The organism is Tautonia marina (genome assembly GCF_009177065.1).
Taxonomy (GTDB): Bacteria; Planctomycetota; Planctomycetia; order Isosphaerales; family Isosphaeraceae; genus Tautonia; species Tautonia marina.
The window spans coordinates 32775-54951 of sequence record NZ_WEZF01000029.1 but is presented as its reverse complement, the minus strand read 5'-3'; the positions used below and the strand labels follow the sequence as shown (position 1 = coordinate 54951).

The following is a 22177-nucleotide window of genomic DNA, read 5'->3' as shown; positions in this document are numbered from 1 at the left end:
ACACTCACTCCGCGGCTGGTGGGTCGGCCGTTGGCGTGGAGAGAAACTGGCGCCGAGCGGCTTCGGAGATGGCCACGACTGCCGGATGTTTTAGGCGGCGATCGATCGAGATGGCGTAGAACTGTTCGCGCACCGATTCGATCTGCCCCACGAGCTGGACACCGTACTGATTGCAGACTTCCCGGGCGATGATGGCCGGGGCGGGAAAAAGGCCAAAGCCGGAATGGCCGAAGGCTTTCATCAAGGCGCTGTCCTCGAACTCGCCGACGATCCGCGGTCGGAGATCCTGCGACTCGAACCAGTGTTCGAGGGATCGGCGGACGGCGGTGTGCTCGGCCGGTAGGAGCATGGGAGCCCCGTCGAGGGATTGGGGAAAGCCCGCGGTCAGTTCGTCTGCGAGCCCAGGGGGGCCGAAGATGGCCACGTCACTCTCACCGAGCTGGTGGTTGTAGGCACGGACCGCCGCCCCGGGCGCCAGGGGAACATCAGACAGAACGACATCGAGCCGGTGACGGGCCAGGTCGCCGATCAGTTCCTCGACCGACCCCTCGGAGCAGATGATCCGGACCGGCTCCTCCAGTCGCAAGGCCGGTTCAAGCAGTCGAGCAACGACGAGCTTGGTCATGGCGTCGATGACCCCCACGGCGAGCCGCAAGGGGTGGCCAGCCGGTCGCCCGGAGATCGTGTCGCGCAACTCCCGACCGAGCGAGAAGATCTCGTCGGCGTAGCGATAAGCCACGCGACCGGCGTCGGTGAGGACGAGGCCCCGCCCTTCCCGGGTGAACAAACTGAGGCCCAGCGAGCGCTCAAGAGCACGAATCTGAGCACTGATCGTCGGCTGGGAAACGTCAAGCTGTTCACAGGCCGCGGCGATGCTGCCCTCACGGGCGACCATCCAGAAGTAGAACAGATGGTGGTAGTTGAGCGTTTCCATTGATCCCAGATTAAACGAAGAACCCGATGAATCACAGAGGATTCTTCGACCAAACCAATCGACGATCCATCGAAAATTTCGATGAATCGTTCTCGAAAGTTTCTCTTGTCGTTTGGATTGTGGAGTCCCACAATACGTCAGGATTGAACAATGCGGGTTATCACCCCGTTATCGAACCCGAGCGTCACGAGAGGCGCCATGAGAGTGCTGGTGCAGGGATTGGGGATCGCGGTCGACCCGGCGTTGCGATCGCATGTTGAACGTCGGGTGGGATCGGCGATCGGGCGGTTTAGTCCGAAGGTCGAGCGGGTAACGGTGCGCCTGTCCGACGCGGCCGATTCGGCGGTGCCGGGGGTCCGATGCGGTGTAACGTTGTCGCTTCCCGACGGCCTGGTCAAAGTGGAGGATAGTGGCGACGAGCCGTTCGAAGCCGTGTCTCGGGCCATCGAACGGGCCGGTCGCGCGTTAGTCCGGGAGGTCGAGCGTCAACACGAGGTTCGCGAGGGACTCGGAGTGACCAAGGCATGACCAATCACTGTCGATCGCGAATCAGACCGAAGGCCGTCGACACCGGGTCGGCCGCGTCGGAAGCCAACCAGAGCGGGAGACGACGATGAGCTGGGCGACCGACGACGTGCTCGACGCCTGTACCGAGGCTGCGGGCCTGGAATATGACCCGGTCCTGGGCCGGCAACTGTTTTACCAGTCGGAACGGGAATTTCCGGGGTCCCCCGACCAGGCCTGGCTGGCTCGCCTCTCGATGATGGGCAAGCATTTCGGCCTGCGCATTACACCCTCACAGTGGACAATTCGGGAAGCGATCGCCTCGGCTCGGCCGGACATGCCGGTCGTGACCTTCGTCCCCGGCCAGAACGGCGAACTGGGATCGTGGGTCACCCTGGTCGGACGGAAGGGGAAGAAAGCACGGCTTGCCGCTCCCGAGCGGGGCGGAACGGGTCCGGTCCTCTCTGAGAAGCAACTGGCTCAGCGCCTGAAGCTCAGCGACCCGAAGGCGGTCGTCTCGTGGGTGATGGTCTTGCCTCTCGCTCCATGTCACCCCCTGCGTGATCCCGACGCCGATGAGATGTACGCTCACGGTCACGGACACGGACATGGCGGGGGACACGGGCATGGCGGGGGACACGGACACGGACATGGTCAGGAGATTTCACCGGTTCGTCGTCTGATCGGTCTGTTGCGGATCGAGGCGAAGCGGGACCTCTGGGTGATCGTCGCCTACGCGGTGGGGGTTGGCATTCTGTCGCTGGCGTCTCCGCTGGCGGTCGAGGCGGTCGTGACGACCGTGGCGCTCAACCTGCTCCTGCAGCAACTGATCGTCCTGACCCTGATCTTGCTGGCCTGCCTGGGGCTGGCGGCGATGCTGCGAGCCTTGCAGACCTACATGGTCGAGATCATGCAGCGTCGGATTTTCGCCCGGGTCACGGCCGACCTGGCGTATCGGTTGCCTCGGGTCCGGATCGATGCCTACGACCGCAACCACGGACCGGAACTGGTCAACCGCTTCTTCGATGTGTTGACGGTCCAGAAGGTCGCGGCCCTGCTGATGCTCGACGGCATCTCAGTGGTGCTGGGCGCGGGGATCGGCCTGATCGTTCTGGCCTTCTACCATCCGTTCCTGCTCGGGTTCGATCTGATCTTGCTCATTGCCATGACCGGCATGATCTTTCTGCTCGGCCGCGGGGCGATCCGGACGAGCATTCAGGAGTCGGTGTCCAAGTACGAGGTGGCCGGCGGCCTGGAAGAAATCGCCCGGACCCCTCTGACGTTCAAGGTGGATGGTGGCGCCGACTTTGCGATGGATCGGGCCGATGCGGCCACCCGGCGGTATTTGTCGGCCCGTCGTCGGCACTTTGCGATCGTGATGCGTCAGGTCATCTTCGCCCTGAGCCTGCAAGCGATTGCCAGCTCGGCCTTGCTGGGCCTGGGCGGCTACCTGGTGATTCAGCAACAATTAACCCTCGGGCAGCTAGTGGCGGCGGAACTGATTATCGCCACCGTCTTGCTTTCGTTTAGCAAGCTGGGCAAGCACCTGGAAGCCTGGTACGACTTGATGGCAGCCATGGATAAGCTGGGCGTTCTGGTCGATCTGCCGTTGGAACGGCACGACGGGGAACCCCAGCGAGAGATTCCGGAGCAGGGGGCGCATTTGGTCCTCCGTCATCTGTCGTATTCGTACGAGGGTCACCACTCGGTCCTGCACAACATGGATCTGGAGGTCAAACCCGGCGAGCGCCTGGCGATTATCGGGCCGAGCGGCTCCGGCAAAAGTACCTTGCTCGACCTGATTTACGGCCTCCGCTCCCCGACGCATGGCGCGATCGAGCTGGACGGAACGAACACCCGAGACCTCCGGCTCGAATCACTCAGGGCCGAGGTGGCGATGGTCAAAGGGCTGGAGATCATCGAGGACACGGTGCTCGAAAATGTCCGGGTCGGTCGGCTCTGGCTCTCGCTCAGTGATGTCCGCCGGGCGCTTGACGCGGTGCGGTTGCTGGAAGAAGTGATGGACCTTCCAGACGGTTTGCACACGATTCTTTCGAGCACGGGCGCGCCGCTCTCGCTCGGTCAGTCGCGTCGGGTCATGCTCGCTCGGGCGATTGCCGGAGACCCCCGATTGCTGGTCATCGACGAGGGGCTGGACAGCATCGACCTCGATGCCCGCCGAAAGGTGGTGGAAACCCTGTTCGACCGAAGCGCCCCCTGGACCCTCTTGATCGTCTCGCACGGGCAGGAAGTGGTCACGAACTGCGACCGGGCGGTCATTCTGGCCGACGGACACGTTGAACACACCCTTGAGATGGCCGGCGGTCAGCGTCGAGACCTCGAAGACTGGTTGAAGGAGACGCAGCTATGTCGTCTGAGCTAAGACCCCAGGAGACGGCCGGCGCCACCCGAGCAACGGCCACCCGAACCCTCGACGGGGGCCTGCTGGCGACGGAAGCGACGATGCTCCCGGCCGAGCTCCCGACCCGACGCCCACCGATGCGCCGACCCGCGAGCGGCTTGCCGGCGATCCGTCCTCGACCGGGCCTGCCTGCCAGAGCGTTCGACGCCGGCTCGCGGATGCCCGCCCTGCATCAGGTCGGCACGCCGAAAACCGCGCGCAGGGTCGGGCTGGGGGTGATCCTCGTCTGCGTCGTCTTGCCGTTCGTGATGATCTGGGTGCCCTGGCGTCAGTCGGTCTATGGCGACGGCCAGGTGACCGCCTTCCACCCGCTTGACCGGGAATATCAGGTCTTTTCGCCGATTTACGGACGGGTCGTCGAGTTCTACGTCAACGAAGGGGATCGGGTCGAGGAGGGTCAGATCATCGCCCGGGTCGAGAACATCGACCCGCAGTACATCGAAACCCTGGAACAGCAGAAAGAACTGGCCGTTCAGCAGCTTGCCTTCGCCAAGCAGAAAGTCTCGACGTACGAAGCCGCCCTGGTTCAAAAACAGGCCGAGAAGGAACAGTCGATCTTTGAAGCCGAGGCGATGATCGATGGCGCCGAGGAGAAGATCAATGAGTCCAGGCAAAAAGTCGCCGAAACCGAAACGGACCTGAAGGGCTACAAGTGGAAGTACGAGCAGGTGCGCGCCCTCTATGAGCGCGGCCTGGAGGCAGGCCAGGCGGTCATTGTCGCCGAGCAAACCTATCGGACCACCGAACAGAAGCTCAGGCAGGCCGAAGCGCTCCTGGAACAGGCCAAGCAGGCGCTCGAAGGTTACCAGGCGAAGCGAAACGCCGTGGAAGCCAAGGCGGAAGCCGAGGTTGAGAAGGCCCGAAGCGACATTCAGAACGCCCAGGTCGAGGTGCAGAACTACGAGAACAAGGTTCAGGAAATGCTGGTGAAGATTCGCCAGCAGGAACAGGGGACCAAGGTGGTCACCTCTCAACCGGGGACGGTCCTGCGTATCTTGACGAACGTCGGAGCCGGTGCCCAGGTCAAGGATGGCGACCCGCTGGCGATTATCATTCCCGATACCCCTCGGCTGGCCGCCGAGATTTACTTGCCCGGCCGCGATGTTCCGCTGGTCCACGCAGGCGATCCGGTCCGGTTGCAATTTGAAGGGTGGCCCGCCTTGCAGTTCATGGGCTGGCCGTCGGTCGCGGTCGGCACCTTCCCGGCGAAGGTGGCTCTGGTCGACGCCAGTGAGTCGTTGAAGGGCAGGTTCCGCGTCCTGGCGGTCCCGGATCTGTCGGGTCCGGAAATCAATGTCTACGACCTGAACCAAACGGGCTTTTCGGTCGGCAGCACGGTGACGGGCCTTGAGTCGGGAGCGACCGCAACGGTCTCGGCGGTGGAGGTCAATCCGGACGATCCGAGCGAAGGACGTTTGACGATCAGCGGGATGAGTGGCGAATTCCTGCCTGACGAGCCGATTCAAGATGAGCGGGATGGGCTGGCGAGGGTTCAAAGCCCCTGGCCGTCTCGCGAGTACTTGCGTCAGGGGGCTCGGGCCAATGGTTGGGTGCTCTTGCGAGAGGTCCCGCTCGGCTTCGAGATCTGGCGGCGGCTCAACGGGTTTGCTCCGGTTGTGGCCGATCAGGAGCCTTCCGCCAAGGACGGCGGAGGGGCAAAGGACGACAAACCCAAGGTGAAGAGGCCGAAATGACCCGCAGGATGCGGAGGCTCTTCGTCAGGATCGCGGCCGGAATGATCTCGATCGTCCCGGCCGCGATCGCGCAAGACTATCCAGGGTTCCAGGGACCAGTCGGTTCGCCTGGATCGCAACTTCCCTTTTCCCTTCAGCCCGACCAGACGCCTGGCCCCCCACAGGCAATGGGCATTTCTCCCTTCGGTCAGCCCTTGCCGCCGACCATGCTCTCGAACCCGATGAGCGGGCCGCCTCAGGCGATGGGAGAAACGTTGTTCCGCCCCGGTCAGCAGGGAACGTTCGTCCCCTTCATGCCCGGTGTCGCTCCCGGAGGAGCCTTTCTTCCGGGCCTGTTCCCGGGAATGCAGGCCCCGTCTCCCCCGGCCTTGGGGTCGCAGGATCAAAACCTGCTGCTCCTTCCCGGGCTGTTCGGGAGAGGAGATGAAGCCCCGGGCGAGGCTCCCCCTTCCGACGAGCCGTTCACCTTACCCGAGGTCGATCGGCTTGAAGTCGGCTCGGCAGAAATTCCTCGGGGAGCCCCTCGCATCGACAACCAACCGCCGGGGCCTCCGTTGATGCTTCAGGAGGTCCGCGTGTCCTCCGAGCGTCTCTATCCGCCGTTCCTGGCGGTCTTGGAGAACCGGAACAAGGCCGATGGCTCGGTGCAGTCGTCGATGGGAGCGTTCGACCTGGCGATCAACGCCGACTCGCGCAACTATCCCCTCGGTTATTATGATCGGGCGGTGCATAGCGTCTTCCTGACACAGCCGATCATGAATTCCGGCGGCAAGGCGTTCACCGGCTACCGCCTGGCCTACGGCGATTACCCGACCTATTACAACTACCTCAACACGCTGGGCGGTGGTGCCTTCGTCTCTGGGTTTGAACAACCGCTGTTGCAAAACCTTCGCCTCGACTCGCGGCGAGCCCGACTCTTTCAGGCGGAGATCGAACGGCGACGGGTGGAACCGAGCATCCTTCGAGAGCGGATCACCCTGCTCCGAGACGCGGCGAAAGCCTACTGGACCTGGGTGGCGGCCGGTCAGGTTTACGCGATCAATCAGAACCTCCTGAAGATCTCTCAGACGCAAATGGCCACGTTGATGGAACAGGCCAGGCCAGAGATCGGCCGGGTGTCTCAGATCGACGTGATCGCGTTTCAGAACGTCCTGATCCGGAGACAGCAACAACTCGTGGACGCAAGGCGCAACTTCGAGCAGGCGTCCATCACGCTGTCGTTTTACCTTCGAGACGAGCGTGGGCTGCCCTCCATTCCCGCCGCGGAGAATATCCCGCTGGCCTTCCCCGACGCTCAACCGCCCGATGCCTCGCAGGTCGAGCAAGACGTTGCCGTGGCCCTAAATCTGCGGCCGGAGGTCTTCGATCTCTTGCTCCAGTACGACCGAGCCCGGATCGACCGCGATCTGGCACGAAACCTGATGCTCCCGTCGCTCAACTTCTATGTGTTCACGGAGCAGAATGTGGGTGATCGACAGGTCTCGCTCCGAGGAGACTTCCGGCCGTTCATCCTGGAAGCCTCGATGTTCTTCGAGGTTCCTCTCCAGCGCCGGATGGCCCGGGGTCGTGTGCGATCGGCCGAGGCGGAGATGCGGCAAATCTCGGCCCGAACGCAGTTTGCCCGAGACACGATCCAGAACGATGTTTTGCGAGAAGCGGCCAACCTCCGCGCGGCGTACGAATCGCTGCAATATCTGCGAAACGTCGAGATCGTCACCCGACAACTGGCCGAGGCGGAGCGGACCCGCCTGGAGATCATGGCCACGTCGCCGCTCTTGTTTTTCGTGATCCTGCAACAGCAGGTCCTCGATGCTCAGGTGAATCGCGTCTTGGCCGAAGGGCGGTACTTCTCGGCTCTGGCCGATTACCGAGCCGCCGTGGGCCTCGACGCCGTGACCCCTGAGGTGGCGATGGTCGCTCCGCCGACGATCCTTCCGGAAGTCGATTCGGCCCCCGAGCCCCCCTCGATCCCCAACGCCGCGCTCGGTGCCGACCCGATTCCCGCGCCTCCCGAGTTCCTGCGAGAGGAAGGGGAGATGGTCCCACCCGACGCAGGTGAACCGAACCCGCCCGCGGCCCCCAATCCGGCGGCCCCGGGGCAACCTCCGCAGCTTCCCGACGCCCTTCGTGACCCTGAACCGAATCCTGCCCCTGATCCGATTCCTTGAGGGTCAGGATGAAACCTCGGCTCGACGTGCTTCGAGCGCTTCCCAGCGCTCGAAGCACGAGGCGAGTTCCTGTTCCAGGGTGTCAAGCTGGGCCTTGGCCGCGGCGATCTGCTCACCGTCCTGACGGTAGAACTCGGGAGACGCCATCGCCTCGTGAAGCACGCCGAGTTGGGCTTCGAGTTTCTCAATCTGGGCGGGCAAGGCGTCCAACTCGCGTTGCTCCCTGGAACTGAGCTTCCGAGGGCGAGCCGGACGCGATGCAGCCGCCTTTGACGAGGACGACGACGAGGAGGAAGGACGAGCCTCCTCGGCCGGACTGTCCACCTTGCGCTGCCGGACAAAGTCGTCGTAACCGCCGTCGTACTCGCGGACGATCCCGCCGGCCTCGATGGCCAGGGTGCTGGACACGACGTTGTTGAGAAACGCCCGGTCGTGGCTGACCAGCAGGAGCGTTCCCGCGTACGAAACGAGCAAACTTTCGAGTAGTTCCAGGGTTTCGAGATCGAGGTCGTTGGTCGGTTCGTCAAGCACGAGGACGTTTGACGGCCGGGTAAAGAGCTTCGCCAGGAGCAACCGGCTTCGCTCTCCTCCAGAGAGGACCTTGACCAGCGTTCGGGCCCGGTCGGGGGCAAACAAAAAGTCTTGCAAATATCCGAGGACGTGACGCTGACGGCCATCGACGGTGATGGTCTCGTACTCGCTGACGTTTTGCTGAACCGTCTTTTCCTCATCGAGCGTGGCCTTGAGCTGGTCGAAGTAGGAGACTTCGAGGTTCGTCCCAAGGCGAATGGCCCCGGATTGCGGCGCCAATTCGCCGAGCAGGAGCCGCAGCAGGGTGGATTTGCCCGCGCCGTTGGGGCCAATGATGCCGACCTTGTCGCCTCGCATGATCGTGGTGGTCAGGTCCTGGATGACCGGGCGACCGTCGAAGGAGAAGGAAACGTTCTTTGCCTCGATGACGAGGGCCCCGGAGCGGTCGGCCTCCTGGGCCTGAATCCGGGCAACGCCCTGACGATTGCGACGGGCGCGATGAGCCTCTCGCATGGCCTTCAAAGCCCGGACGCGACCCTCGTTGCGGGTGCGGCGGGCCTCGATCCCCTTGCGAATCCAGGTTTCTTCCTGGGCGAGCTTCTTGTCGAACAGGGCGGCCTGCTTCTCCTCGGCGGCGAGCTGTTCCTCGCGTCGCACGAGGTAGGTGGGATAGTCACAGTCGAACACGTAGATGTGACCGCGGTCGAGTTCGACGATTCGGGTGGCCAGGGTTTCGAGCAAGGCACGGTCGTGGGTGACGAACAGGATCGTTCCTCCCCATCGGAGGAGGAAGTCTTCGAGCCATCGAATCGACTCGATGTCGAGATGGTTGGTCGGCTCATCAAGCAGGAGGATATCAGGGTCGGCCACGAGTGCCGCCGCGAGCAAGGTCCGACGCTTCATCCCGGACGACTGGGAATCGAACGGGGCGTCCGGATCGAGGCCGACGCGGGAGAGGATCGCCAGGACCCGGTGATCGAGCGGGCCGAGGGCGTGGTCATCGTCGGGGAGCCCCTCCGCCACCAGCTCGGCGACCGTGCCGGCGCGTCCCTGGGGAACCTCCTGCGGCAGTCGAGCCACACGAAGGCCCGAGGCCCGAATGATCTCGCCCGACTCGGCGTCGAGGTCGTTGGCAATGAGGCGCAGGAGGGTACTTTTTCCCTCGCCATTGCGGCCGAGAAGGCAGACGCGGTCGCCTCGCTCGACGGACAGATCGACGCCGTCGAGCAACCGAGGACCACCAAAGGACAGCACCACGTTGCGCAGTTGAAGCAAGGGCATAAGGGACTCGGACCCGATCGGCCAGTGAGACGCTTGGAAGACTCCAGCGTATCAGATCCGGGGGGCCGGCTTCGAGGTGAGCTTGGCCAAAGGGTCCGCGACCGATGCCTCAGCTTTCGACTGCGGCGGCGATCCGATCGGGATGCTCGGCATGCGATTCCATGAGATCGCGTCGATCGACCGCACGGCCCCCGGCCAGTCGGACCGCGCAGCCGAGCCCGAGCGCCGCCAGGACGAAAATCTGGAGAAAGACGTCTCGGAGCGAGGCGTTCATGGCCAATCGGACGAGGTTGAGTTGCTCGGGGGACAGCTGCGCGTGGGTCTCGGGCCGGAGGGCCGCGGAAACATCGAGGCCCGAAGTGCCACCCAGCCGCCAGGCCAGTTCGTGGCCGAGGGTCGCGCCCAGCAGACCCACGATCACTGCTCCTCCGATCATCCGAGAGAAGATGACCGCGCCGGTCGCTGCCCCGCGTCGCTCCCAGGGCACCGAGTTCTGCACCCCGAGGATGTAACTCAACGAGGTTGGTCCCATCCCCAGGCCAATCACCGCCATGCCGACGAAGAAGGCGAGCCGACTCGATTCCGGCCAGATCGCTCCGGCGACCAGGCCGAGCGACCCGACGGCAATCAGGATCGAGCCGAGCACCGCCGTCTTGCGGAACCCCCACCGGGGAACAAGCTTCGCGGCGATGAAGACACTGATCGACCAGGCCGCAAACAACGGCATGATCGATCGGCCCGCGTCGGTCGCCGAACCACCTCGGACCCCTTGCACGAACAGCGGAACATAGGTATCAATGCCGATCAGCAAGCCGCCGATCACGAAACTGCCGAGAATCGAGGCTGCGATCGCCGGCTGAGCCAGCAGGTCGATCGGGAGGATCGGGTCGGCCGCTCGGCGTTCGTGGCGAATGAAGACGGTAATCAGACCGGCCGCCAGGACGAGCAAGAGCAGCTCTCCCTCCCAGGATCGGCCCTCACCGCCAAGCACCGCAATCAAAAGGGCGGCCGTACCGCCCGTCAGGAGGGCGGCCCCCGACCAATCGAGCGGCTTCGGGTGCCTCTGTTCGGCGACCGACTCGCGGACCCGGGTCGCCAGAATGAACATCGAGATCAGGCCGAAGGGAACCGAAACGAAGAAGACCCACCGCCAGGAGAGATGGTCGGTCAGCACCCCGCCCAGCGCCGGCCCCGCAATGCTGGAGATCCCCCAGACAGCGCTGAAAAGCCCCTGGACCCTGGCTCGCTCCTCCAGCGAATAGAGATCGCCCAGCAGGGTAATCACGATCGGTGCGACCGCCCCGGCGCCGATCCCCTGGAGCGTCCGCATGGCAATCAACTCGGGCATGCTCCGGGAAAGTCCCGAGAGCATCGACCCCAGCGCGAAGACACCGAGGCCGAAGAGCAACACGCGCTTGCGCCCCAGTCGATCAGCGAGCTTGCCATAGAGCGGCGTCGTGATCGTCGAGGCGAGCAAGTAGGCCGAGAAGACCAGGGCGTAAATCTCAACCCCGTTAAACTTTGCGATGATCGTGGGCATCGCCGGGGAGACAACCGTCTGTTCCATCGCCGCGACCGCCATGGCCAACATCAGGGCGACGGTGATGATCCGACGATTGGGAAACTGGGCTTCCCCGGAACTCGGGCTCGGCTCCGCCTCGCCTTCCACATCCGCAGACATCGTTGCATGCTCCCCTTCGGTCCCGTCCGTGACGTTTCATCATTCTAGGACCGAGGCCAAGGGGGGAAGGTTCAGAAGCGGAGAATTTTCGGAGTGAGGACCAACTGCCGGGACGGCACCGTCCCGATCGAACTGGTGGCGCAGGCAGGACGAGCAGATCACGCCTTGCTCGGGAAACAAGACGGTTCGCTCCTTCGGGGCTGACGATCAGTGAGCCGGGTCGATGAAGAAGCCGAAGACGATGAGAAGGACGAGGAGGATCAGTCCGAACCAGGCGAGGTTGTACTGAAGACTGACCAGGCGGCGAAGGTTCTCCAGGGCTCGCATCAGATGAGGGATGTCGGCCCCTTCGGTCTGGGCGACGAGGAGGAACTCCCGACCGCTTCGCACCGACCAGAAGCCGACCGCCACCAGGAACAGGGCGGACAGGGCGGCCACCAGTGTCCCGCCGGTCCACAGGGGAGTTCCCGGCGGACGATTCAGGAGGCCCGAGAGCAAGGCGATTGCACCAAGAAGAATCGTCAAGATTCCGACGAAGTGCAGCTTCGAACCGAGATCGGCGATCAGATGCCCGTGATCGGGTCTGAACTCGAACGGCTCACGATCAGCGGGTGGCGATTGATCCATGACGGAACCTGTCTCGATCGAAGGAGGCTCGGCCGAGGGTCACGGGTCCGTGAGGAGGCCCCGGACCTGTGATCCCTCGGCATCCGTCGAGTCTTCCGGTGGGGTGCTTCGGACGAAGCCGTCAGAAGTCGAGGGTCCAGGGAGAGCGCATCTCGCGTCGGAGCAAGCCGTTCGCCTCGTCGTCGTCCACGAAGCGCTCCTGCTCGGGGTCCCAGGTCAGCTCGCGACGGAGATTCAACGCAATGTTGTCGAGGTGGCAGACGGAGACGGAGCGGTGGCCGATCTCAACGTCGCAAATCGGGGTTTCCCGGCTGCGGACGCAGTCGAGGAAGTTCCCCATGTGATCGTTCGAGACGTAGAGGCGAACCGCGTCGTCGCCGAGCGGCTCGTCGATCAATGCCTGGTCGCTGGCCTCGATCTTCCCACGATTGACGAAGATCCAGCCGTTCTCGCCGGTAAAGAGGTTGCCGTTCTCGCCGTCGCTCATGGTTTTCAAGACGGTGCCGTTGTCGTAGGTGGCGGTGCAGACGAACCGCTCGGGCATGTCGTACGAGTTCGGCAAGACGGGCCAGGGAGAGCCGTCGGCATCGACCTTCACCGGGCCGGAGCCGTCGTAGCCGAGCGCCCACTGGGCGATGTCGTTGTGGTGGGCTCCCCAGTCGGTCATCTTGCCGCCGGAGTAGGCCTGCCACCAGCGGTACTCGTAGTGGCATCGCTCGGGAACGTAGGCGACCTCGGGGGTCTGGCCGAGCCAGAAGTCCCAGTCAAGCTCGTCGGGAACGCGGGCTTCCTTGAAGGGACCGCCGACCGGGTTGCGGCCGATGCGGGCCTCGACCTCCTTGACCTTGCCGATCCGACCGTTGCGGACCAGTTCGCAGGCCAGGCGGTAGCGGGCGTCGGAACGTTGCTGGCTACCGACCTGGAAGACCGTGTCGTGTTCCCGGGCGGCCTTGACCAGCACCTTCCCCTCGTCGAGGAACAGGGTCAGGGGCTTTTCGCAGTACACATCAACCCCCGCCTTGATCGCGGCCAGGGCGGGCAGGGTGTGCCAGTGGTCGGGCGTGCCGATGGTCACGGCATCGAGTTCTTCGTTGGCGAACAGCTCGCGGTAGTCCTTGTAGACCTTGATGTCGCCGCCGCCGAGGTCCTCGACCGCCTGCTGGGCATGGCTGGAGTCCACATCACAGACCGCAACGAACTTGACCCCCTCGCGCCCGGCAGCCGATCGCATGATTCCCCGCCCCTGGCCGCCGCAGCCGATGGCAGCCATGACGATCGTGTCGTTCGGGCCAATCTTCCGCTTGGGCTTGCTCGTCGCCTCTTCACGAGCGGCCACAACCTCTCGGGCGTACCAGAGGGGCAGGCCCGCGGCAAGAAGCGCGGTGGTCGAAGCCCTCAAGAACCCTCGACGCGACCAGTTGGCATAGCTCATGGGGTTTGATCTCAATGCGGGTCGGGAAAAAGAAGGGGTCGAGTCCCGGATCGGAACGACACAGAGACCGCTCGAAAGTCCCACCTTAGCAGCGCGAGCGGGCCGACGAAAGCAAGCAACGTCCCGCTCGCTTTGGCAGATCAGCGATCGCTCCGACCCTTCAGCCAACGTTTCCGAGCGGGTCGTTCCTTCTCGATCGGTGCACCCTCGCCGGGTTCAACCACCATCGAGGAAGAGCCGACGGCCTCGAAGGTCGCGGGACGCACGGCCGGATCGACCGGAGCAGAGGCCGAGGCGACCGACTCGGCCGACCGAGCCTCCTCGACCTGAAGCTGACCGAGGGCTTTCTGGGCCAGCGCATTGGCAGGATTGACCTCAAGGACGCGCTGGTAGCGCGAGCGAGCCTCGTCGGTGCGGCCGGTCGCGGCGAGGATGTAGGCCAGGTTTGCCTCGGCCGCGCTGGGACCACCGGCTCGGGAGAGGATGGTCATGGCCTCGTCATCCTGGCCCGAGGCGGCGAGGGCCAGGCCAAGATTGGTCAGGACGCGGGAATCGTTCGGTTCCAGCTCCTCAGCCTTGCGAAGCATTTCGATGGCCTCGTCCCAACGTCCCTGAAGATAGGCGCTGTAGCCGGCGTCGTTCCAGGTCCGGTGGTCCTTGGGAGCGATCTGGGTCGCTTGCTGATAGTGGGGAGCGGCGTCAACAAATTTTCCCTGTCGATCGAGCGCGGCGGCCAGGCGGCGGTGGGCGAGGGCCTGGGTCGATCGGTCCACCTTGCGGTCGATCGCCTCAATGGCCCGTCGATACTCTCCTTCGGCCGCCGGGAACTGCCCCCGAGCCTCGAAGACGCGGCCCAGATCGAGATGGACGTTGACCGTCCGCTGCGAGGTCAGCTCGGGCATCGGCTCGGGGTTCGTCGGCGAGTTGGCATTGGAGGACGTGGCCATGCTGTTCATCAAGGCCGATCCCGCCGCCTCGTCGGTTGAGACGCCCGAATAGGAGGGTTCGTCGGCCTTGCGCATTCGGGAGATGGTCTGGCATCCCGAGGACGCGACCACCGAGAGCAACAGGGTGGCCAACAGCAATCGTCGGCACGAGGAATCACGCCGGAGGGCCCGATCGTTGCCTCGGCGGGCAGGCCCGAGGCGTTCCTGACTCGGCGATCGTCCGATCCCCCAGGGCCGGTCGTTCGAGATCGGCGGCGCGGTGCGGCAGGTCATGAAAATGGCCTCGGGTCAGTTCTGGAAATCCGCGTTCGGGAGCGGGGGAACCGGATAGGTTTCCGGGGCTCGGAGCGACCGATCAAGGACGACTCCGTTGTAAATCTCAGACAGATCTCCTCGACCACCGAGGAAGGGAGAACCGCCGACGATCAAGCGATCCGGGTCAAGCATGGTGCCGTTGCTGGCCGCCAGTTCCAGAACGGCCAGCCGACGGGCCTCGGCCAGACCGGGACGGTTCGGGTCGATCTCGACAAGCAACGGACCGTTGTAGCAATGGAGCAGTGAGACCATGCGGCCGAGCCGTCGCAGGCCGCCGGGGTTCAACTGCTCGCTTCCGGACTGGAAGTCGGTGCGATAGAGGGTGAAGCGGTGGATCTCGGCCCTGGCCTGCTGCGCTCCGAAATTCCGATTCACCGACCAGCCGAGCGGCGGCTCGGCGAAACGCTCGTGCTCACCGATCATTCGGTCCTTGATCGTGTAACCGATGTGATGAGCCGTCCGGGCGATCGGGCCGGGCTGATGGAGGTGTCCCGCTCCGGCGTGTGGCCCCAGAATGGACCCCTGACCGTGCACGTGGATCGGCGCGGGCACCGGTGTTCCCGGAACGATCGGAGGAGGAATCTCCAGGGCTCCGGCAGACTTTTCCATCCGCACCGGGGCAGAGGGAAGAATCGAAATCGATTCGGTTGATCCACTCACCGCGGGGGGAAGCGGAGGCAACGGGTCCTGTGCCCGAACCTGGCTCGTCGAGCCGGTGGCGGCGAGGGCCGCGCCGAGCAGGGCCGCGCCGAGCGTTCGTCGATCATCTCGCATGGGTCTTCTCCCGGCCGATGGAAAAGGGTCTGGTCCGAGGATCAGTCCGCGAAGCCGTGCGGCCCGACGACCCACTGGTCTTCACTCTGGAAATGCTTCATGACCTGGAACGGATCGAGATAACTGGTCGTGGATCGGTGTGGGTGGCGGGTTTTCCCTTCGAGGCGACCGAGGAAGTAGAATTCCAGGTCGTTGGGCTCCTGATACAGCTCTCCGGGGCCGGGAGCGGCCTGGCCGTCGATCGGCTCGACGAGTTCGGGCGTCACGAGCACGATCAGCTCGGTTTCATTCGTTTGAATGACGTTTCGGCTAAACAAGGGGCCGAGGACCGGGAGATCGCCGAGCAGGGGAACTCGCTGGGTCGAGCCGTTGGTCCGTGTCGAAAAGAGCCCGGCGATGGCCAGCGTCTGGCCTTCCCGCAGTTGCACCACGGTTCGGGCGCTGCGTTCGGTCAGGCCGGGAACCGCGGTGCCGGCGACGGCGATGCCGGTGTTCTGGTTCAGTTCGGAGAAGATCGGCTGCACGTCGAGCCGGATCGAATCGTCTTCCATGATCGTCGGCAGGAATTCGAGCAAGGCGCCGAAGTCTCGGAACTCGATCGTGATCGTCGCCACGCCGCCGATGCCGATCTGAGGGACCGGGAAGGGGAAGCTTCCCCCGGCCAGGAACCGGGCAGGCTGACCGTCGAGGGTCATCAGGGTCGGCTGGGCGAGAATGCGGACCAGATCGTTCTGCCGCAGAGCATTGAGATAGAGCCGGAAATCGCCGTCGTTGAAGATACCGAACAGTTGCGTGTCGAGCGGGTCGGCAAAGAGCATTTGCTCGATGCCGAGCAACGGCTGAAACTGGGTCACTCCGGCCACGCCGCCGACGACCGAATTGATGTCGGTTCCGTCGGTCATCCGTTGAAAGTTGACACCAAGCTGTCGTAATCCGGTGCGGTTGATCTCGGCGATCTTGACCTTCAGCATCACCTGCCTAGGCCCTCGGACCTTCACGCGGTTGACCACGACCAGGCCCGGCTGAACACCCGAGGGGCTGGCCGCCGCCGGGGGCACGGGGGTTCCGAGCGCTGGTTCCTCAGCGCTAAATCCGAGGTCGCTGGCCACACTGCCGACCGCCGCCTGGCCCGAGAGGCGAAGCTCCGATCGGACCAGTTCCAGCACATCGGCCATCACCTTCGAATTGGCCACTTGCCCTTCGAGGATGACGTTCTGGGCAACCTGACGCACCGTGATGTCTGAGCCTTCGAGAATCGTATTGATCCGTTCTTCGAGCGCCGATTCGTCGATCGACACCACGGCTTCGAGCGTCTGCACGAGGTTCCGTTCCTGATCGATCAGGCGAACGGTCGCCCGGCCAAACCCGACCCCAATCACGTTGAGGAACCGCAGGTCAAGTGCCTCAGGGTCGGTCAGCGGCTGCACCTCGATCACGCCATCGTTGTCGTAACTGATCAACGTGTCGGTCGAGAGGGGTCGGGTGAGCCGAAACAGTTGAGAACGCCCGATGATCAGGTTGACTTCCGAGGGGGGCAGATCCACCGCCTCGATCAGGGTTCCTTGTTCGGGGACCGGAAACGGTTCGGGTTCCTCAGGCTCCTCCAGAACCGAAGGCAGCCCGGCATCTCCGGGAGGAGGGACCGGAGGCGTGTCGGTCTGAATTCGAATCAGGCCGCCCGCCGGCGCTTCGGGAGCGGGGATCACCGGCGGGGCAACGACCGGAGGGGCCGCACTCGGAGGCGCCACCACCGGGGGGACCGCATTGGGAGGCGGAATGTCCGTCTCCTGAGCGTGCAGCCCGGAACCTCCCAGGCAGAGCCCCACCAGGGGGAGCATGACGAAGCATCGCACGGCCCCAAGAACCGGCCGACTTCGGACGTGAGTGTGTCGCACCTGGAACACCCGGTATCCTCCGATGAGTTACCCGGATCGGCCTTCATCGCCATTGATCCGGTCCGGCCGTATGACTCGTGCGGATTCTGTGGACTTTAAGGCCACGATAATCAGTTGATCGACCGGACCTGCTCCCAACTTAAGCCGATCCCGCGCACTTGCCCGACCGGCCCCGAACCCGTCACAATGCGGGACCGGCCTTCACGCGACATCGACCCCGATGGCCGGACTTGACCTTCTCGATCGCATAAAGGCCCGCTCGTGTTCCGGGCCGAGGAATGTTTCATGACCGGTCAGCAGCGGCTTGGGTTCGGAATCGACACACTCGACGCGTTACTCGGCGGCGGATTGCTGCCAGGAACCCTCACGGTGATTGCCGGGGCCACGGGAGTGGGCAAGACCCAGCTCGGCCTTCGCTGGGCCGATCAGGGACGCCTGGCCGAAGGTCATCGCGGCGTCCTCTGCGATCTGACCAGCCGAGGCGACGCACAAAACCACGCCGCCTACGCCCGATCGCAGTTCGACTGGTCGATCACCCCCTACCGAAGCGACACGAACCTCGATCTCGCCTCGGTCTGGGACTTCGACCGCGAGCTCGGCGACTACTTCCACCCGTTCTCGAAAACCGGCCGCCGCGTCACTCGTCGCGACCTCGAATACGACGACTGGCACGCCTGGAAGACCGACCTGGCCCGCGTCTTGCGCAAGTCGGTCGAGTTCTTCTATGCCCAGTTTGTCCGAGGAGTGCGCCGTGTGGTCATCGACGGAATCGAACCGAGCGACCGCATGAGCGAGTCGATCCAGTTCGAGTTCTTCGAGTACCTGTATCACCAGATCCTCCGCAAGGAGGACGACTGGGCTGCCCGCGAGCTGTTCCGCGAACACTATCGGGCCAACGAGCCGAAGGTGATGGCCCACCGCTACGACCACGCCTCAATCGGCTGCCTCTACCTCTACACCACCCCTCACGTCCTGCTCGACGACCTGATGACCCAGCCGATCGGCGAAGGGGACGTCTTCTCCAACGCCAATACGATCATCCTCATGGGCCGCACCCGCCACGAAGGGCGGATGGGCCGCTCGCTTTACGTGGCCAAGCACCGAGGGAGTGCCTGCTCCGACGCCATCGTGCCGTATCGGATCACCGATCACGGGCTGGAATTCGAGCCGAGTTGATCCGATCGATCGGGAAGTCTTCTCAGCGCCGAAGGGGCATTGAGCGAGGGTCCTGGGCAATGACCGCATCCGCGATCGACTCGGGCAAGAACTCGACGACCCAGTAGCGGCCCACCTTCCAGTCCTTTTCGCCTCGATCGGCGTTCACCACGTAGGAATCGAGCCGGTGGAAGCGGTGGTCCTGAGCCGTCGCTTCCATCCAGCGCTGAAACTCGGGCGATTCGAGCGGCGAGTCATACGAATCGACGTGAAAGAGCACGTAGCGAAGCGGTCGATCGGCGGGAGACGAGTCCGCCGGTCGACGGGGAGCGTAGATGGCCTGGTTGCAGAGATAGCTGGCGGAGATGCCGGTGATCCACTGCTTCGGCTCAAAATCAAGGCCGAGGTCGGCCTTCAAACAGGCGATCTCGGCCGATCGCGCCTGCTCGGGCCAGAACCAGCGGGCGAATTCACGGTCGCGGGCGGCGCTGATCATATGATAGGGCGAAGTGACTGCCTGAAGCAGGTTGCCGGCGCCGATCACGAGCAACACCCCCACCGCCAGAACCCGCAGGCGAACGGCCCGCCGATCCGATCGAACGAGCCCCACCAATCGGCCCGCTCCCAGTCCTGCCAGCAGACAGACCGCCGGCGCAAGATGCTGGGCGATCCGGGCCTCTCCACCATAGGGGTAGCGTCCCAGACCCGCTGCCAGCAGGTTCAAGGCAAACGGCAAGGCCAGCATGGCGGCCAGGGCATAGCGCTTCCCTCGAATGAGGGCCAGGAGGCCGACGGCCACGGCGAGCAAGGTGAGAACGCTGCCGCCGTCGTCTCCGCCAATCGGGTAGGCAAGCAGGTTCCCGGCGTGAATCCGGGCGAGCCAGATCACGGTCGCCAGCACGCCCTCGCTCAAGGGAGGGAAGGCGTTCGACCAGTACGGAATCAGATATTCCGTCCGCAGCCATTCGCTCTGCGCCGTCGCCAGATGGAAGTGAAACAGGGCCAGAAACGTCAACGCCGAGGACAAACCCACGCCGACATATGCGGCCCAGATCCGACGGGATCGAGTCTTCCAGACGCTCGGAAGCAGGGCCAGGGCGACCCCTCCGACCACAAACACGGCTGTGAGCGAACCGGCCAGGGCGATCGGCGCCACGATCGCGAGCAACCAGAGCCGGCGCGATCGGTGCGGTTCCTTCAACCAGAGGACCGCGAGCAAGAGAACGGCCGTCGCCGCGAGCAGGTCGGTGGCGTACGACTTCACCTCGTTCCCGTGCCGAATCGGCGAGTAGGCGACCGCCATGATGCCGACGGCAATCGGATACCCCCAGCCGGGAACGCTTCGCTTCACCAGCCGATCGAACAGGACCAGGCCCCCGATCGCGCACACCGTCGGGAACAGGCGAAGCGTCCACTCGTTGTACCCGAGCAGCTTGACGACCGTCAGCTCGGCCCAGAGAAAGAGGATCGGGCAGACCTGCAAGTAGTCGAGTGGCCCGGCCAGGTCGCGGTAGCCTCGGCTGATGAAGTTGACCGCGACGAACGCCTCGTCGTGCCAGAGCGGATAGCGCAGAAGCCATCGGATCAGCCGCAAGGCAATCCCGAGTGCCAGAAACCCGAGGGCCCATCGCCGGATCAATCGGGGATCGGCCAAGGGCCTCTCGGAATCGGTGGGGAGTGACGAACTCACAGGACGACCCCTCCGGGCAGCAGAAGAATCCAGACCGGATCACGCTTGCATTGAACTCGATCAAACCCGCTCGAATCCGAGGCATTCGTTCATAAATTCATCGGAATCTCGGAGTCAAGGCCTTGAACCCTGAGCCGCTGCCGTGATCATGGGGCATCGCGGGTTACCCGTCCTCAAGCTGCCCGGAGGCATCGACGAGGGCCTGCACGGCGACCCGGAACCGTTGACGGGCCTGGGGACCAGCCGAGGCGAAGGCCGAGGCAAAGTCGTCTCCCTCGACCCAGCAAACGACCTCCATCACCTGCCGGGTCATGAGTTCGAGCATCTCGTCGATTGTCGGCGTGGCGACGGGAACCGGCCCGGAGCGCGCCAGGTCGCGAAGCTCGCCGAGAGTGCCTCCCGGAAACGGGGGGACCTCCGTGTTGGGAGACGTGGCACCTGGCTCGGTGTCGGCCTCAGCTCGACCGCGACGAGGAGGGGGGCCGAACCCGTCGTCCTCGTCGCTGCGGCGGGCTCGGGGTTCCTCGGGCATGTCGCCGCGACCAGGGAGGCGTTCGTTCGGATCGCGGGGCAGGCCGGGATTGGGGTAGAACTTGCCGTCGGCGCCGACTCGGCCTTCGCCTGGGCCAATTTGACCGGCTCCCACCAGATCGTTGCGGACCCTGGCGACCAGATCGCGACTGACCCCCAGCTCTCGGGCGAGCTGGCGATCGGAGCGTTCGGGATCGAGCCGCAAGCGGATCTCGACGGCCCGGCGACGCTCTTGACGGCGGAGCGGAAGGCCATGCGTCAGGTTCGCCCCGGCGGCGAAAAGGAGCGCCTCGTTGTACGATCCGGCATGAACCTGTGCAGGAATCTTTGGCCGATTCTGCGACACGAAGGCCGCGTGGCGGTGGAAGCCGTCGGCCAGGAGCCACTGGCCGTCCACGTCGAAGACCGTGACCGGCGGCAGGTCTTCGCTCGCCTCGGCGTAGCGTTCGATGGTCTCCGGATCGAGCTGATCGCGCAGGTTCAAGGCGGGATCGAGCACGATCTCATCGACCGGCAATTCACGAGCATCCATGGGCGGCCCTCCCTGGCCGCTCGGGCTGTTCGATTCCGACGGCCCCGCCGAGCGATCCGGAGCGGGGTCGACACGAGGCAGACTCTATCGCAAGATGCCGGGGCTGTGAACCGCAACTCGGGACAGAGCGGGAACGTCTCTCATGCAACTTCGGATTGTCGTCACCGGCGCGAGCGGGCAGCTCGGCGCTTATGTCCTCGACCGGCTCGGGCCTTCGGGTCACGAGGTCATCGGCTGGAGCCGGTCCTCACCCGGCCACCGGTCCGGCTTTCCGATCGAGCAAGTCGATCTGCTTGACCTTGAAGCCATCAGTCGGGCGATCGAACGCGACCAGCCGGATACGATCCTCCACCTGGGCGCGATCAGCTCTGTCGACCAGGCCTTCCGAGACCCCGAAACCGCCTTCGCCGTGAACGCCAGGGCCACCGGCTTCATCGCCGCCCGGGCCGACGTGAGCGGCTGCCGGGTCGTCTATGCGTCCACCGACATGGTCTTCGACGGCGTTCGAGGCTGGCGTGAGGAAGAGGACGACGCCGAACCGATTTCGACCTACGGCGCCTCGAAAAAGGAGGGGGAGCGCCAACTCTTTCTTCCCTACCCCAGCGCTCTGAACAATGCCGTGGTGCGGCTGAGCCTGCTCTACGGCCCCTCCCGAATCGGGAAGCCGACAACCCTGGATCGGGTCTTCGATGCCTTGCGAGCCGGTCAGCGGCAAGCCTTCTTCGTCGATGAGTTCCGCACCCCCCTCGACTACGCCACCGCGGCCGATGCGATCGTCCGGATGGCCGAGGAACGGGAGCATTCGGGGGTCTTCCACCTGGGAGGCATCGAGCGGCTGACCCGGTTCGAGATGATCGGCCGGCTTGCTCTGCATGAGGGCTTGCCCGTGGACCTGATCGGCCAGAACCGCCAGGAAGACGTGCCCGCCCCCGAGCCTCGACCGCGTGACATTTCGCTCGATTCGAGCAAGATCGAGGCCGCGCTTCGAGGGCTCTCGCGGCCAACCCTCGAAGCCGGGCTCGACCGTTGCCGCGCCGAGCCCTGAGCGACCCTCGACCGGCGGT

Annotated in this window: 16 protein-coding genes; 6 read left to right on the top strand and 10 right to left on the bottom strand. The window is 64.4% G+C overall.

Annotation, left to right across the window (positions count from 1 at the left end):
• Window positions 1–4: 4 nt before the first annotated feature.
• Window positions 5–934: a transcriptional activator NhaR gene (gene nhaR, locus GA615_RS25105; RefSeq protein ID WP_152054094.1), complete on the bottom strand. Its 930-nt coding sequence runs from the start codon at window positions 932–934 to the stop codon at window positions 5–7.
• A gap of 198 nt (window positions 935–1132) precedes the next feature.
• On the opposite strand from nhaR, the gene GA615_RS25100 reads away from it, so the two are divergent.
• The 4 genes from GA615_RS25100 (at window position 1133) to GA615_RS25085 (ending at window position 7722) form a co-directional block, all read left to right on the top strand.
• Complete coding sequence (locus tag GA615_RS25100; RefSeq protein ID WP_161602554.1) at window positions 1133–1462, top strand: HPF/RaiA family ribosome-associated protein; 330 nt, start codon at window positions 1133–1135, stop codon at window positions 1460–1462.
• 85 nt (window positions 1463–1547) lie between these two features.
• The gene (locus GA615_RS25095; RefSeq protein WP_201750311.1) at window positions 1548–3821 is read left to right on the top strand and encodes a peptidase domain-containing ABC transporter; all 2274 of its coding nucleotides are present in this window, start codon (window positions 1548–1550) and stop codon (window positions 3819–3821) included.
• The gene (locus GA615_RS25090) at window positions 3806–5554 is read left to right on the top strand and encodes an HlyD family secretion protein (protein ID WP_152054092.1); all 1749 of its coding nucleotides are present in this window, start codon (window positions 3806–3808) and stop codon (window positions 5552–5554) included. Before GA615_RS25095 ends, GA615_RS25090 begins: the two co-directional genes overlap by 16 nt.
• Window positions 5555–5595: 41 nt before the next feature.
• Entirely contained in the window at window positions 5596–7722 is a 2127-nt protein-coding gene (locus tag GA615_RS25085) for a TolC family protein (RefSeq protein WP_161602553.1), read from the top strand.
• 3 nt (window positions 7723–7725) lie between these two features.
• On the opposite strand, the gene GA615_RS25080 is transcribed toward GA615_RS25085, so the two are convergent.
• The 7 genes from GA615_RS25080 to GA615_RS25050 form a co-directional block, all read right to left on the bottom strand.
• A complete protein-coding gene (locus tag GA615_RS25080; protein ID WP_152054090.1) occupies window positions 7726–9534 on the bottom strand; it encodes an ATP-binding cassette domain-containing protein in 1809 nt (602 codons plus the stop codon).
• A 109-nt stretch (window positions 9535–9643) separates the two neighbouring features.
• Window positions 9644–11215 (bottom strand): MDR family MFS transporter, encoded by a 1572-nt coding sequence (locus tag GA615_RS25075; protein ID WP_152054089.1) that lies wholly within the window; start codon window positions 11213–11215, stop codon window positions 9644–9646.
• Between the two features lie 207 nt (window positions 11216–11422).
• Window positions 11423–11842, bottom strand: a complete 420-nt coding sequence (locus tag GA615_RS25070) for a hypothetical protein (RefSeq protein WP_152054088.1) — start codon at window positions 11840–11842, stop codon at window positions 11423–11425.
• A 121-nt stretch (window positions 11843–11963) separates the two neighbouring features.
• The gene (locus tag GA615_RS25065) at window positions 11964–13274 is read right to left on the bottom strand and encodes a Gfo/Idh/MocA family protein (protein ID WP_152054087.1); all 1311 of its coding nucleotides are present in this window, start codon (window positions 13272–13274) and stop codon (window positions 11964–11966) included.
• Between the two features lie 140 nt (window positions 13275–13414).
• Window positions 13415–14494, bottom strand: coding sequence for a tetratricopeptide repeat protein (locus GA615_RS25060; RefSeq protein ID WP_152054086.1), 1080 nt, complete (start codon window positions 14492–14494; stop codon window positions 13415–13417).
• Window positions 14495–14509: 15 nt separating this feature from the next.
• The gene (locus GA615_RS25055; RefSeq protein WP_152054085.1) at window positions 14510–15310 is read right to left on the bottom strand and encodes a hypothetical protein; all 801 of its coding nucleotides are present in this window, start codon (window positions 15308–15310) and stop codon (window positions 14510–14512) included.
• A gap of 41 nt (window positions 15311–15351) precedes the next feature.
• Window positions 15352–17214, bottom strand: coding sequence for a type II and III secretion system protein family protein (locus GA615_RS25050; protein WP_161602552.1), 1863 nt, complete (start codon window positions 17212–17214; stop codon window positions 15352–15354).
• A gap of 276 nt (window positions 17215–17490) precedes the next feature.
• Here GA615_RS25050 and GA615_RS25045 point away from each other — a divergent pair, with 276 nt between their 5' ends.
• Entirely contained in the window at window positions 17491–18381 is an 891-nt protein-coding gene (locus tag GA615_RS25045) for an RAD55 family ATPase (RefSeq protein WP_152054083.1), read from the top strand.
• A 22-nt stretch (window positions 18382–18403) separates the two neighbouring features.
• On the opposite strand, the gene GA615_RS25040 is transcribed toward GA615_RS25045, so the two are convergent.
• Window positions 18404–20014, bottom strand: coding sequence for a hypothetical protein (locus tag GA615_RS25040; RefSeq protein WP_161602551.1), 1611 nt, complete (start codon window positions 20012–20014; stop codon window positions 18404–18406).
• A 199-nt stretch (window positions 20015–20213) separates the two neighbouring features.
• A complete protein-coding gene (locus GA615_RS25035; RefSeq protein WP_152054081.1) occupies window positions 20214–21113 on the bottom strand; it encodes a transcriptional regulator in 900 nt (299 codons plus the stop codon).
• A 142-nt stretch (window positions 21114–21255) separates the two neighbouring features.
• On the opposite strand from GA615_RS25035, the gene GA615_RS25030 reads away from it, so the two are divergent.
• Entirely contained in the window at window positions 21256–22158 is a 903-nt protein-coding gene (locus GA615_RS25030) for an SDR family oxidoreductase (RefSeq protein ID WP_152054080.1), read from the top strand.
• Window positions 22159–22177 lie beyond the last annotated feature (19 nt).